Below are 16,108 nucleotides of genomic sequence, written 5' to 3'. Positions count from 1 at the left end.
CAACACCCGAGCCAACCGCGAAGACAACGCATCCAACACCCGATACGACACAACCTCAGACCCACACACCAACGCCGAGGAATCCGGACACCGCTCCACCGCCGCCGCCAACAAATCCGGCAGCAGAATCGGTGACACACCCGGCCCACTCGACATGGTCGTCAAGCGGGCTCGTTCGGATGTCTCCAGAATATCGATCGAACCGATCTTCGTGTCGACCTCGTCCATTCGCTCCATGACCCGCGAGAATCGTTGCGCCAGAGCCTTCACGGACTCTTCGTCGATCACATCGCGTCGATATTTGAATCGCACCTGCATCTGAGTGTCCACAGTCGCCACCAGTGTCAACGGGTAATGACTTCCATCGGAAGTGTGTACCCCGCGTAAGCGGAGCCCATCGATGGAGCCGCTCTCGGCAATCGCCTCGCGGTCGATCGGGTACGACTCGAATACGACCAGCGTGTCGAACTTGGCGCCGTCACCTGCAGCCTCCACGATCTCGGTCAGACCTGTGTAGTGATGATCGAGCAGGTCCGCCTGCTCGGCCTGCAACGTCGACAAATGCTGCATTACAGTGGTTTTGGGATCGACCGACACCCTTACCGGGACGGTGTTGATGAACAAACCGACCATCGTTTCGACTCCGGGCAGCTCCGCGGGTCGGCCCGATACGGTCGCGCCGAACACGACGTCACGACGAGCAAGCCAGCGGCTGGAGACAAGTCCCCAAGATGCTTGAACCATAGTATTCAACGTGACACCGATTTCGGACGCAGCACTCGACAATCGCGTCGTGCTCTCCTCCGAAAGGGTCAACGCATACTCGCCCATACCGACGCCGTCGCCTCCACTTGCACCGGCAAACATGAGAGTCGGTTCCGAGACTCCTACAAGTGCCTGCTTCCAGGCTTCGACAGACGCCGCACGATCCCGCTGAACCAGCCATGAGAGGTAGTTTCGGTATGGCCTGGCTCGCGGGAGGTGTTCGGACTCGGCGCCCATGGCGTAAAGAACGATCAGCTCCTGCATGAGCAGTGGCATAGACCAACCATCCAGCAGTACATGATGATTGGTCACAACAAGCGTTGCGGTGGTGCCCTCCGGCTCACTGTGGCGGTGTATCAGAGTGAATCGCAGTAGTGGCGGTGCGGCCAGGTCGAAACGTCGGAGCTTGTCTTCCGCCATGATGCGGTCCGCACGCGCGGCTACCGCGTCCAGCGGCTCGGCGGTGAGGTCGATCTCTGTCCATTCCGGAGCGAGCCCGTCGACGACGATCTGAACCGGGGTCCCTGATTCGTCGTCGACGAAAGCGGTTCGCAGGTTCGGATGTCGCTCGAGTAGGGTCCGTGCGGCCGAATGAAGGCGCTCGGCATCGACGTGTCCACCTAGGTCCAGCGAGATCTGGACCGTGTAAGCGTCTGCACTGATGCTGTCGTCGAGCCCCCCGAGGAAGTACATCCCGGCCTGCAGCGGGGTCAACGGCCAGACGTCGGTGACCGTTCTGTACCCCGCCTCCCAGCGCGCTATGTCTGCACTCGAAGTTCGGACGAGGTCGAAGTCGGATGGGGTATGTCCACCGACGGCGTCCGACCGGGAGTAGTCGTCGAGCAATTCGAGTGCGCCGACCCATAGATCAGTGAGGTGTCGAACATCGTCGGCAGCGAGCAATCCGGAGGGGAAGGCGATCGATCCACTGAGACGATCCCCGATCACGACCGAGTTGATGTCCAGCGTCGCCATCGCGGGCATAGTCGGCTCCGGATCCCCCGCGAGATCGCCGAGGTCACCGGCCGGGAGCCACCCGATTCCATTGAACTCGGTCGGTACGGTTTCCTGTCCGACCCGTCCCAGATAGTTGAAGACGATCTGGCCCACACTCTGGGATGCCAATCGCGCGGCCGACTCGGGATTCAGATATCGAAGTTGACCGAAACCGATTCCGCGATCGGGTACTGCGCGCAAAGCCTCCTTGACGAGCTTGATAGCTCTGCCGAGGTGTGGTCCACCAGCCAATGCATCGTCGAGGTCGATCTCGTCGAGACCGAATCGCACGGGATAGATGCTCGTGAACCATCCCACGGTGCGCGAGAGATCGGCGCCGGGCACAGCTTCTTCTTCACGGCCATGTCCCTCGAACCGAATCAGCGCAGATCGATCGTCTGCTCCACCGCGCTCCCGCCGCCACTGACTCAAAGCCACCATGAACGTGGCGAGGAGCCCGTCGTTCACGCTTCCGTGGAACAGTCTGGGGATTGTCGTGAGCACTGCATCGGTGACGCTGGCCGGTACCTCGAATTCGACCCGGTCGACGCTCGAGGCGACATCCACAGTGGAATCGAACGGCCGTGATCCGAGGATTGCATCAGGTCCGGACAGTACTGACTCCCAGTAGTCGAGTTCGTTCCGACGCTTGTCCGATTCCGCTTCGTCACGTAGCCCATGTGCCCAACGACGGAATGATGTTCCGACCGGCTCCAAGGCTGGGGCCTGACCACTCGACACTGCGATCCACGCCTTTACCAGGTCGGGGACCAAAATTCGCCACGAGACTCCGTCGACCACGAGGTGATGTGCTACTACCACGAGCCGACCCGTTCTGGAAGCTCGGCATCCGACGGATACCGGATCGAGCCACACGAACTGCAGTACGACACCGTTCCACGGATCCAGCCTGTCCATGGCCCGATTCGTCTCGATCAGCGCCAATTCTCGTAGGTCGTCCGGACCCACTGCCTCGTCGACTTCGACCCGGTGGAGCAAGGTGGCCGCGTCAACTGAGCCACGTTCTGCGACGTAATGGATCGATCCGAGCTCAGCAGTCGCGACCAGTGAAGATCGCAGGACGTCATGATGATCGACGACGGCCTGAATCGTGGCTGTCACCCCATCTGTGTCTATGCCCAATGGCAGTTCGAGAACTAGATTTTGAGTGTATCGACCTAATTTTGTGCCTCGCTCGAGCATCTGCGCCACAATCGGAGTGGCCGGGATCGGACCGACGCCACCGCCCGGCATCTCGTCCAAGGCCACGGGTGCATCCACCCCGTCCACGACCGTGGCGTTCTCCGCAATTGCAGCTACTGTCTTGTGTTCGAATATGTTTCGGGCGGTTATCGACAGTCCACGACTCTTCACCCGTGACACGACTTGAATCGACATGATGCTGTCACCACCGAGCGCGAAGAACGAGTCGTCGACTCCCACTCGCTCGACGCCGAGAACATCCGCGAAGACTTCACCGACGATTCGCTCGGCATCGGTCCGAGGCGCCTGAAAGTCGTTGCGGCGCGCTACCGGGGCCGGCAAGGCACGACGATCGAGCTTGCCGTTGACGGTCAACGGAATCGAATCGAGAATTACGAACGCAGCAGGCACCATGTACTCGGGCACTGCGGCGGAGACCTGACTACGCAGATCGTCGTCGTCGATCACCGCGCCGCTACCGGGAACTACGTACGCCACCAGTCGAGTAGTGCCCGGAATGTCCTCGCGTGCCACGACCGCGACCTGCGCGACTCGATCCAGTTCGAGAATCACCGATTCGATCTCACCGAGTTCGATCCGAAAGCCACGAATCTTCACTTGGTCGTCGGCACGGCCGACGAACTCCAGTTCGCCGGCAGCGTTCCATCTGGCAACATCACCGGATCGGTACAGGCGCACCCCACTGGCGGAGAACGGGTCTGCGATGAAGCGTGTCGCCGTGAGCGAGTGCTTTCCGAGATAGCCCCGCGCCAGTTGGCCGCCACCGATGTACAACTCGCCTGCGACCCCGGGTGGGACCGGCGCCAGACGGGTGTCAAGGATGTGGATTCGCAATCCTGGAATAGGGCCCCCCACAACGGAACCCGAGGCCGATGCGACGAACGCCGAGTCCAGTTCACGGTGCGAGACGTGAACTGTCGTCTCGGTGATGCCGTACATGTTCACCAGGCGCGGCGTCCGATCACCGTAGCGGTCGAACCACGGTGTCAGACGACGGAGTTCCAGGGGCTCACCGCCGAATACGATGTACCGCAGAGCGGAGAGTTCCGTCCCACCTTCCATACGGTCGACCTCCGCCAATTGGTGGAATGCCGAGGGCGTCTGATTCAGAACCGTTACGTTCTCCCGGATGAGCAATCGACGGAAGAGGTCCGGAGAGCGCGAGGTGAAGTAGTCGACTACGACGAGAGTTCCACCGTGCAGCAATGGACCCCACAGTTCCCACACCGAGAAATCGAAGGCGTACGAGTGAAACAGGGTCCAGGTATCGGCCGAATCGAACGAGAACAAGCCATCTGTTCCATCGAGCAACCGGCCGACTGCGTCATGGGATACGGCAACGCCCTTCGGTAATCCAGTCGATCCGGACGTGTAGATCACGTATGCCACATCCGAAGGCCGAAGCGTTGTGGTGCGGTCGTGGTCAGCGAGAGGTCTACCCGACATCGCATTCAAATCCAGGGTGTCGACATCGAGAACAGCAGCTGAACCTCCGAGCCGCGCCTCGCGACCGGACCAGGTGAGAACAACAGCCGGCGCGGAGTCTTCGAGGACGTAATCGATTCTCTCCTGCGGGTACGAAGGGTCGATCGGGACGTAACCTGCGCCCGAGGCAATGACGGCGAGAACGGCGACTACGAGATCGACCGACCGAGGCATGACGACGGCTACGAGAGTTTCCGGGCCGACCCCGTGAGCGATCAGAAGTCGGGCCAGCCGATTTGCTCGCATTGCGAGTTCCTCGTAGCTCAACCGCTCATTCTCGTACACGAGTGCCCGAGCCGTCGGAGCTGCCGCTACCTGATCGTCGAATCGAGCAGCCAGGGTCCGCTGCTCGGACTGGGGAATCGGCGCGACCGAGGAACCGGACCACTTCCGCAGCACCAGATCTCGTTCGCCTGAACCGAACACATCGACGTCTCCGACCGCACTCGTCGGCTGAGCAAGAACGCCGCGCATCAGACGCAGAAACCGATCTGCAAAGGAGACGACGGTCTGATGATCGAACAAATCCACGGCATAGGCAAACTGCACAGTCATCCCCGGCGAGGACTCGCCCGCGCCACCCGACTCGAGCACCGTGACCTGAAGATCGAATTTGGCGATCTCGAAATCCAGATCGACAGGAGTGACCGCTAGTTGGGGAAGCTCGAATGTTCGACGCTCCATGTTCTGAAACGCCAACATCACTTGAAAGAGCGGATGCCGCGCCTGCGACCGCTCCGGGTCCACCACGTCGACCACACGCTCGAACGGTATGTCTGCGTGAGCGAACGCTTCGAGGTCGACCTCGCGAGTCGCAGCGAGCAGGGTCGAAAAGTCCGCTCCGAGATCGAGCTCGGTACGAAGCACCAAGGTGTTGACGAACATGCCGATCACATCGTCGAGAGACGCGTCGCCCCGGCCTGCAACCGGTGTTCCGATTGCGATGTCATCGGTTCCCGACAATCGCGCGAGAAGGACAGCGAGAATCGTGTGCACTGCCATGAAGCGCGACGAGTTATTCGCTCGCGCAAGCTGATCCAGAGCTTCCATACTCTGGCCGTCGATGGTGGCGGTCACGGTCCCACCGGTATTGGTTGCCACTGTCGGGCGTGGACGATCCTTCGGCAATTCTATTTCTGTCGCGATGCCGGAAAGCTTTTCGGCCCAGTACGACAACTGGACTTCGGCGAGGGACCCCGGGTCCGTCTCCGCCCCCAATGACGCACGCTGCCACAGCGCATAGTCGGCATACTGAACCGCGAGCGGTGCCCAGTTCGGTGACTCGCCTGATGCTCGCGAAACGTAAGCTGACATCACATCGCGGGCAAGTGGTCCCATCGAGAATCCGTCGGAACTGATGTGGTGAACCACCACTGCGAGTACATGGTCGTCTTCGCCGACCATCAAAAGTTTTGCGCGAAGCGGTATCTCGATCGACACGTCGAAACCTCGGCCGAAGAGCTCGATCAAGCGGTCGCCGAGGTCGGATTCCGACACGATCTCCGGCGTGAGCCCGACAGTCGAGTCTGCACCCGAAAGAATGTTCTGGTAAGGCTGTCCGTCGATCGACGGATAGACGGTGCGCAGCGACTCATGGCGATCGACCACATCTTCGAGGGCCGTGCACAACGCCATCACATCGAGATCGCCCCGTAGCCGAATGGCAACCGGCAAATTGTAAGCGGCGGAGGAGGAGTCGAGCTGATTGAGAAACCACATGCGTTGCTGCGCAAGCGACAATGGGATGCGTTCGGGCCGCACCTGTCGGGTGAGCTGGGCGCGGGCGCCGCTACCGACGGAACTTTCCAAGCGTGCAGCCAGTGTCTCGACCCCCGACGCCTCGAACAACGATCGCACCGGCACACGCGAGTCGAGAGCCTCCCCGAGTCTGGCAACTACCCGCGTAGCGATCAGTGAGTTGCCACCGAGGCTGAAGAAGTCGTCGTCGAGCCCGACACGATCGATACGGAGTACTTCCGAGAACGTCGAGGCGACGATCTCTTCGACCGGCGTGGTCGGCGCCCGAAACTCCCGAGTTTCGAAGGTGGGCGCGGGAAGCGCCTTCCGGTCGAGCTTTCCGCTCGAGTTCAGCGGGAACGCATCCAGAACGACGACTGCCGCCGGGACCATGTAGGTGGGGAGAAGTCGACCGAGATCGCTCCGAACCTCGACGATGTCCACCGACATACCTGGTCTCGGAACCACGTATGCGACGAGGTGATCGCTCGAGGCCACGGTGACTACGAGTACGACGGCTTGGTTGATGGCGGGGTGCGCGAGCAGTGCCGTTTCGATTTCGCCGAGTTCTATTCGCTGGCCGCGAAACTTCACCTGAAAGTCGGTGCGTCCGATGTATTCCAGAACGCCCGGCTCACCATTCTTGCTCAGGCACCACCGAGCGAGGTCCCCCGTCCGATACATACGCGTACCCGGAGTCCCGGTCGGGTCTGCGACGAATCGATCGAATGTCAGATCGGGTCGACCCAGGTATCCGCGGGCTAGTTGAACGCCGGAAAGATACAGTTCGCCTGCCGTGCCCGCCGGAACGATCCGCAGCCGCGAGTCGAGAACGAGTGCGGCCGTGTTCCACTCGGGTCTGCCGATAGGAACGGTGCCGATGTCGGACGTGGTCGATTCCCAATACGTCACCGACACTGCGGCTTCGGTCGGGCCGTACAAGTTGTGTAGACCGGCCGAGGAGATCTCGCGGAATGCGTTCGCAGTTTCGAGTGGGAAGGCCTCGCCGATGACGAAGACGTGCCTGAGGCTCCTACAAGAGAGTGCCGAGGCATGTGCTGTGAACGTTGTCAGCATGGAGGGTACGAAGTCGGTGAGCGTGACGGAATACTCCGCGATGGTATCTGCGATGTACGCGGGGTCGCGGTGTCCGTCCGGGGTCGCGAGCACGAGCGACGCACCTACCTGGAGAGGGAGGAAGAATCCCCATAGCGACACGTCGAATGTGGTGGCAGTCTTCTGCAGGTATACGTCCGCCGCGGTGAGGTCGTATTCATTTCGCATCCATGTCATTTGGTTGACGACGGCACGGTGCGAGACGGCAACACCTTTGGGCTTGCCGGTCGACCCCGAGGTGAAGATGACATAGGCAGTGTTGTCGGGCGTCGATGTAGCGACGCGGTCCGAGTCGGTGATAGGCGCGCCGTGCTCACCGGAGTCGATGTCGACTTCGGTGACGTCGAGGATCGCGGCATCGCCGAAGAGTTCATGATCGTGGTCGCCGGCCACGAGCACACAGGCGGGATCCGCCGCCTCCACGATGTACCGAACGCGACTTTCGGGGTGGTCCGGATCTATTGGAACGAATGCTGCCCCGGCGCGCAGTACTGCGTAGATACCGACGACCAGATCCAGCGATCGCCGAATTGCGACAGCCACGCGCGCCTCGGGGCCGATTCCGCGAGTGATCAGCACTCGTGCCAGCGAATCGACACGAACGTCGAACTCGCGGTAGGTCAGGGATCGACCTTCGAAGATCACGGCAACTTGGTCTGGGTGACTGACTACACGATCGTCGAATTCCGACAGCAAGCCCGACTCGCCGGTGAATTCGTGGTGGGTGTCGTTCCAGTCACGCAGCAGCATTCGGCGTTCCGCGTTGCCCAGGAGATCGAGTTCACCGACCTGATCGACTGGATCGGCTGCGATGGCATCCAGAATCCGACAGTACCGACGAGCAAGGGACTGTACAGCCTGCTCGTCGAAAAGCGCTGTTGCGTAAGTGATCTGGGCAGCGATAGGACCGCCTTCGCCATGCCTGGTATCGGCGCCGGCGAGGGTGAACTGCAGATCGAATTTCGCCAAGGCGCCGTCCATGGGCACCGGTGTGACCGCGAGAGACGGAAGTTCCAGACCTTGTTGTGCCATGTTCTGTAGGAAGATCGCGACCTGGAAGATCGGATGGCGGGAAGGCGATCGCTCAGGGTCGAGAACCTCGACGAGCCGTTCGAAAGGAACTGCGTCGTGGCCGAATGCTTGCAGATCTGATTCCTGCACGCGAGAGAGCAGGTCTACGAATGGCTCGGTCGGGTCCAATCGAGTTCGCAGCGGAAGAGTATTGACGAACATTCCGACGAGATCGTCGAGTTGCTCGTCCCCGCGACCCGCGATCGGCGCTCCGATGACGACGTCGTCGACGTTGGACAACCGAGCAAGCAGAACAGCCAGCGCCGCGTGGGCGACCATGAAGAAGGTGGCGTTCTTGGACTTGGCGAGTTCGAGGAGTGCTCGGTGCGTGGTGCCGGAAATCTCGAAATCTACGGTGCTACCTGCGCTGGATTGGACCGACGGACGTGGTCGGTCGGTCGGCAGGTCCAGCTGTGACGGAATTCCCTCGAGCTGGGACTTCCAGAACGATTCCTGCACTGCGATCTGCGACGTCGGATCGTCGGAGGCCCCGAGGACTTCGTGCTGCCACAGCGTGTAGTCCACGTACTGAACCGGCAGCGGCGCCCACGTGGGTTCGATGCCTGCAGCACGAGAGACGTACGCCGTCATCAAGTCTCGCGTCAGCGGAGCCAACGACGCGCCGTCGGCGGTGATGTGATGGGTGACGAGCGCGAGCACGTAATCCCCGTCGCCGATTTCCAGCAACTGCGCGCGCAAGGGAACTTCGGTGGTGAGGTCGAACGGAGCCAGAGTCATGGCCTGCAGCACACCGACGATCTCGGAGTCGGCCACAGGAACGGATACGAGCCGGGGAGCGACATCCTCGGCGTCGAGGACGACCTGGTGGCCGTCACCGTTGTTGTCTGGGTAGTACGTTCGCAGTGTCTCGTGTCGGTTCACGACATCGAACACCGCTTGCGACAGGGCCGCCGCGTTCAGCTCGCCCGTCAGTCTCACCGCGAGGGGGAGGTTGTTGATCGCCGATTCCGGCTCCAACCGGTTCATGAACCACATTCGCCGCTGCGCGAGTGACAGAGGGATCGGCTCCGGCCGTGAGCGTGCGGTCAAGGGTGTTCGGTGTCCGACATTGTTCTGCGCATCGACCGACTCGGCGAAGCGAACTACCGACGAATAGTCGAACAGTGAGCGAACCGAGACTGTGGTGTCGAGAGCCGCACCGATGCGCGCGACAACTTGGGTCGCGATCAGTGAGTTTCCACCGAGCTCGAAGAAGTCGTCATCCAGACCGACACGGGGTAGGTCCAGCAACTCGGAGAAGACGCCGGCAACAACGCGTTGCGTCGGGCTCTCGGGTGCGCGGAACTCGCGTGCGAGGAGAACCGGGTCCGGCAATGCGGCTCGGTCCAACTTGCCCACCGGTGTCAGCGGAAGCTCGTCGATCAACACGATCGCCGTCGGGACCATATGCCGCGGGAGTTTGTCGGCGACGAACTGCGTCAGGTCCGCCGTACTCAACGCCACTCCCTCTACCGCGAGGACGTAGGACACGAGCATGGCCGAACCCGCGCCGCCGCCGGACTCTGTTCCTGCACCCGCTGCGCCGCCGACCCCCTCGCGTGCCACGGTTACTGCGAAATCGACTCCGCTGTGTGCCGTCAGTGCAGAATCGATCTCGCCGAGTTCGATACGGAATCCGCGGATCTTGACTTGAAAATCACTGCGTCCGGAGTATTCGAGGACGTTGGAAGAGTGACGCCATCGAACGATGTCTCCGGTGCGATACATCCGCGAACCATCGGTTGCGAACGGGTTTGCGACGAATCGGTCGGCTGTGAGCGCCTCCTTGCCGTGGTAGCCGCGGGCGAGAGCTGCGCCCCACAGATACAGCTCTCCCTTGGAGCCAGCGATCGCCGGTCGTAACCGGTCGTCGAGAACAGCCGCCGACATTCCACGAATGGGGCCGCCGATCGACACTGTCGCGCCTGGTTCGAGTGCGCTACTGCACGTAGCCATGATCGTGGCTTCGGTCGGGCCGTATCCGTTGAAGAACCTTCGGGGTCCGGACGGCCGGTCCACGGCCCACTTGCTCACGAGCTCCGGCGGGCACGCCTCGCCCGCCGAGAGAACCATCTCGAGATCGACCAGGCCGGCAGGATCGACCGACGCCAGTGCAGCGGGTGTAATGACGGCGTGGGTGACTCGTTCCTCTCGCAACAGCTCGGCAAGCTCGCGTCCGCCGTAAACCGAGGGTGGTGCAATGACCATCGTCGACGACGCCGTCACTGCCATGAGCAGCTCGAAGACCGAAGCGTCGAAGCTGGGTGAGGCGAAGTGCAGGGTTCGCGACGAGCTCGTGATGGAGTACAGCTCGCGCAACTCGACGGCGAGATCGCTCAGTCCCGCATTGGTGACGACCACACCCTTCGGTACTCCGGTCGAGCCCGAGGTGTAGATCATGTAGCAGCCATGCCTCGCGTGGAGTGGCCGCACGCGGTCGGCTGCCATTACCGGCGAGTCGTCGTTGCCGGCCAACTCGGTCACGGAAGCCTGGTCGTCGAGGACAAGCCAATCCACCGTCGTTGGGAGAGCATCGACGAATTCGGACACGGTCACACCGAAGCGGGCGCCCGAATCGGTGAGCATGTGCTCGATGCGATCGGCAGGATAGTTCGGATCCACGGGCAGGAAGGTGGCGCCCGATTTGGCTATTCCCCACACGGATCGAACGGACGATGCCGACCTCGTCATCGCGACTGCAACGACGTCGTCGGCGCCGAGTCCGCGCCCGATCAAAGCCCGTGCCAGACGACTGGACCACGCATCCACTTCGGCATACGAGAGGTCTGTTCCTTCGAAAGACAGTGCCGAAGCTGACGGATCGGACTCGACCGCAGCGAGCAAGATGTCGGGCAGAAGTGGGATACGCGGTCGTCGGACGCGCGGAGTTCGCCGAGGCCGTGCCGTCGAGCGGGATGTTCCTGGAGAGGTAGTACTGGCCGAGCTGTTCTGGCCGTCGCCACTCATCGAAGCTCGACTTCGACGGGCACGGAAACCGACAACTCAGACTTGAACAAGACTCACCCTTTGATCTCGATCCGAGGACAAGCCGAGTACTCGAAAAGACCGAGTTCCTGCAGTCGCCCCGTACAGGTTTACAACGACAAATCGTCGTCCATGTATACCCCATCGCTTACGACAGGCAGACGTTACCGAGGGCTGTACCGGGCGTGAGGACCGTTATGGCCGGGTAAATCATTCACTCGGATGATTCGCCGGGGTGAGCACCCATCCCACAAGGACGTGGGCGCAGTCGCCTGTTGGATCAGCGACCGCCGAGGATCCACTTGTTCAGTATCGGTCCGATCAATCCCAACGAAGTGGGCGAGGCCATCTTCCAGTGGGTCGTCTCCACTGGGTAGTTGACCGTGCGTTCTGCGTCGACAGCCGTTTTCCAGGTTGACGCACCCGACTCGCCAGAGGGGTCGTCGAGTTCGGCGGTGAAGTACAGAAGTTCCCCATCGAACCTGCTCGGCCGATATGCCTCCAGCAGTTCCGCGGAGTGCCGAATCCCGCCGAAAATGATTTCGATCCGATCTCTGGTCAGCGAGTCGAAGGGCGGCGGCAGGGTCGCAACCAGATCCACCGCGTCCTGAACGTCGAAATCTGCGACCTCGCGGTCTGTATCGCCACCGAACTCACCGACCAGATCTCCCATCGTCGGTAGAGCCGTTGTACGACCTTCGGCTGTGCCGACGATCGCATCCATCACGGCGAGCGTCTCGACGCTCTCCCCCAGAGTACGAAGCCGAACCGCAACTGCGTGCGCAATCACACCACCCATCGACCACCCGAGCAGGTGATAGGGCCCGGCTGGCTGCACGGCGCGAATCTCGTTCACGTACAACTCGGCCCAGTCCTCGATCGAGGTCGGGAGTGCAGCACCGGACAGCGCGGGAGATTGCAGACCGTAGACAGGCCGATCGGCATCGAGATGCGGCGCCAATCCTGCGAACGCCCACGCGGTGCCCGTGATCGGATGGAAGCAGAAGAGCGCCTCGTCCGCGCTTCCCTCACGGAGCGTGACGAAAACGTCGAGTGGTCCGCCGGTAACGGTTCCGGCACTCGACGTCGCCGGTTCGCGGTCGATGCGTGCGGCCAGCTCCGCGGGTGTCGAACTTCCGAAAACCCAGGGAAGAGGTACATCGCGACCGACCGCCGAACTCAGCGCCCCCACCATTCTGACGGCGACCATCGAGTTGCCACCGAGGTCGAAGAAGTCGTCGTCCACGCCGACGTCCTCGGTGCCGAGAGTATCGGCGAACACCCTTGCAACCAGAGCCTCGGTCTCACTGCTCGGCGCCTTGTAGTGCACCTTGTCGAATACAGGATCGGGAAGGGCCCGACGATCCAACTTGCCGCTCGGATTCAACGGAAGTCGATCGAGAACCACAATGGCTGCGGGCTTCATGTACGACGGCAACTCTTCGGCTGCCAGCGCCTGCAACGAATCTCGATCGATCGACCGATCTGGGCGCTCAACCACGTAGGCCACCAGCCGGTGACCCGAGTTTCCGTCCTCACGCGCGACGACGGCGGCGTCGGTCACGTCGGGATGTGTGCGAAGAACCGACTCGATCTCGCCCAACTCGATGCGGTAGCCGTGCACCTTCACCTGCTCGTCCGATCGACCGAGGTACTCGAGCTCACCTTCGCGATTCCATCGGGCGAGATCACCGGTTCGGTACATTCGAGACCCGTTCGGTCCGAACGGATCGGCGACGAAGCGCTCGGCGGTCAATGCCGTTCGTGAGGTGTAACCGCGTGCCAATTGGACACCGGTGAGGTACAGATCTCCGCCGACCCCGGCCGGAACGAGATTCATTCGGGAATCCAGAACGAGAGTGCCGGTGTTCCACACCGGACGGCCGATGGGGACGCCGCCGACATCTTCCGGCGCCACCTCGTGACAGGTCACCGACACCGCGGCTTCAGTCGGCCCGTAGAGATTGAAGAGCTTCCCCTCGTTGCCTCGCCGGAACCACTGTGCGAGCCCTGCGGCGAGTTCCTCCCCGATGGCGTAGACACGCTCGATGGAGTGGGGCAGTACACCTTCGGCCTGCATCAGAAGTGTGTTCAGCATCGCCGGCACCACGCCGAGGGTCGTCACATTCTCCGAACGCATCAAGCCGAGGAGATAAGCAGGATCCGGATGTGATCGGGGCGCAGCGATGACCACCGCGCTTCCTGCAGCGAGCGCACCCCAGTATTCCCACACAGACAGATCGAACGTCACCGCGGTGTGTATCAGCACCACATCGCCGGGACCGGTATGGAAGCTGGCACGCAGCCACTGCAACTGATTGACGATCGCTCGGTGGGAGACCGCCACTCCCTTGGGCTTTCCGGTCGACCCCGAGGTGAAAATAACGTAAGCCGTGTTGTCCGGTCGCACCGGCCCGGTCCGCTCGGAGTCACCGACGGGGCCGCCGGAGTACTCGGAGGAGTCGATCTCGTCCACCGACACAGTCGGCGCCGTGCTCTGCCAGTCCCCGCTGTCACCCGGACCGGTGACGAGAAGCGCAGGCGCGGCGGTATCGACGATGTAGGCATTGCGATCGGCCGGATGATCACCGTCGAGAGGTACGTAGGCGGCACCCGTCTTGACTACCGCATACATCACCACCAACAGGTCGACACCTCGCGGGATGGACAGTGCCACAACGGACTCCGGTCCGATCCCACGTTCGATCAGGTATCGCGCAGTCGCGTTGACCCGCGAATCGAACTGCCGGAACGTCAACCGTTGTCCTTCGGCAACAACAGCTTCGGCGTCCGGAGTTTCGGCCACCCTCGCCTCGAACATCGACATCAACGTCGACTCACCCACCGGATACGCCGTCCGGTCGGTAGAGAACACCATCGATCGACGTTCCGGCTCGTTCATCAGTGCGATGTCGCCGATCAGCACCATGGAATTGGCGGCTACGGCGTCGAGCACGCGTACGAATCGATCGAGCATCGATTGCGCTGTACTCTCGTCGAAAAGATCTGTCGCATATGCCAGTTCGATACCGAACACAGAATCGCCACTGCGTGCCGGATTTTCGGTGATAGTGAAGTGCACATCGGACTTGGCAACGTTCGATTCGAATTCGACCGGCCGAACGGCCAGATCCGGAAGCTCGAGCGACTCCTGTGCGATGTTCTGAAAGGAGAAGCCGACCTGAAAGAGTGGGCTGTATTCGGAGGATCGTGGTGGATTGATGGCTTCGACGACGCGCTCGAAGGGCACATCCGAATGCGCGAATGCCGCGAGATCCACGTCCCGTACGTCGGCGAGCGCCTCCACGAAGCTGGCACTCGGGTCGACCTGAGTCCTGAGCACGAGGGTGTTGACGAACATGCCGATGAGTCCGTCCAGCGCTTGATCGACACGACCTGCAATGGGAGTACCCACCACGACGTCGCCGGAGTTGCTCATCCGGCTCAGGAATGCTGCCAAAGCCGTGTGGACGACCATGAAGAGTGAAGCCTCGTGCGCATGCGCGACACTCACGAGACTTCGATGTACCTCGTCGGTGAGGGTCGTACGCACTGCCGCGCCTGCAAACGACTGCTGTTCCGGTCGGCGCCGATCGGTAGGCAGGTCCATGACAGGAGCGACTCCACGTAGGTGCTCCTGCCAGTACGCGATCTGTGTGCTGAGCATCGAGTCGGGATCGGACTCGTCGCCGAGCACCTCGCGCTGCCACAGCGCGAAGTCGGCGTAGTGCACCGGCAACGGCGACCACTGCGGAGCAAGGCCGGCGGCGCGGGCCGAATAAGCCATCATGACGTCTCGTACGAGCACGGGGAGAGAGGATCCGTCCGCACTGATGTGATGTACGACGATCACCAGCACGTACTCGCCGTTGCGATCCCCGCTCGCTTGGTCGACGGCGTACAGCCTGACGAATACCGGTGGCGCCTCGGTGACGTCGAACTGCCTCGTCACTGCCTCGCGCACGCGGGCAGGGATGTCCTCGGATCGCACCACGACCGGCGTCAGGTCGGGAACCGCGCTCGCCGCGGGCAGAACGGACTGCGAAGGACCAAGCGGTTCGTTCGGGTACAAGGTCCGAAGCGCCTCGTGCCGGTCGACGACGTCTGCGACGGCGGCCTGAAGCGCCGCGACATCGAGGGCCCCCGACAGTCGCACCGCGATCGGGATGTTGTCCGCGACCGACGAGGTGTCGAACTGATTGAGGAACCAATACCGCTGCTGTGCAAGGGATAGCGGAATACGAGAAGGACGTTCGGACATCGTCAGTGGAAGCCGCTGGACGATCTCCGAAGCGTCTTCCACCGATGCAGCGAGTGATCCCACGGACGAGCTCTCGAACAGAGTTCGGACCGACACCGCGCGGCCGAGCGCCGAACTCAATCGCGAAGCAACCTGCGTTGCGATGAGTGAGTTGCCACCCAACTCGAAGAAGTCGTCATCGAGCCCCACCCGATCGACATCGAGCACATCCTCGAACACCCCCGCCACCACCCGCTCCGACTCCGACACCGGCGCCCGGAACTCCCGCACCACACCCGCAGGCTCCGGCAAAGCAGCGCGATCCAACTTACCCACCGGAGTCAACGGCAACTCATCGAGAACAACCACCTGCGAAGGCACCATATGACGCGGCAACCGCTCCTTCACCCACCCCCGAATCTCCAACACATCCAGATCCGAACCCGCAGCAGGCAACACATACGACACCAACACCGTCGCACCCGCCAC

2 protein-coding genes are annotated in these 16,108 nt (G+C 61.9%); both read right to left on the bottom strand.

The features are described 5' to 3' along the window. Positions 1-11,361, bottom strand: an 11,361-nt coding sequence (locus O1W68_RS21340) for a non-ribosomal peptide synthetase (protein ID WP_269306989.1), incomplete at its 3' end; no start/stop codon positions are given. Between the two features lie 298 nt (positions 11,362-11,659). Beyond that, positions 11,660-16,108, bottom strand: a 4,449-nt coding sequence (locus O1W68_RS21335; RefSeq protein ID WP_269306987.1) for an amino acid adenylation domain-containing protein, incomplete at its 5' end; no start/stop codon positions are given.

Origin of the sequence: Rhodococcus sp. H36-A4 (assembly GCF_027158005.1) — a bacterium.
Lineage (GTDB): Bacteria > Actinomycetota > Actinomycetes > Mycobacteriales > Mycobacteriaceae > Rhodococcoides.
This window is presented reverse-complemented; position numbering and strand designations above follow the sequence as displayed.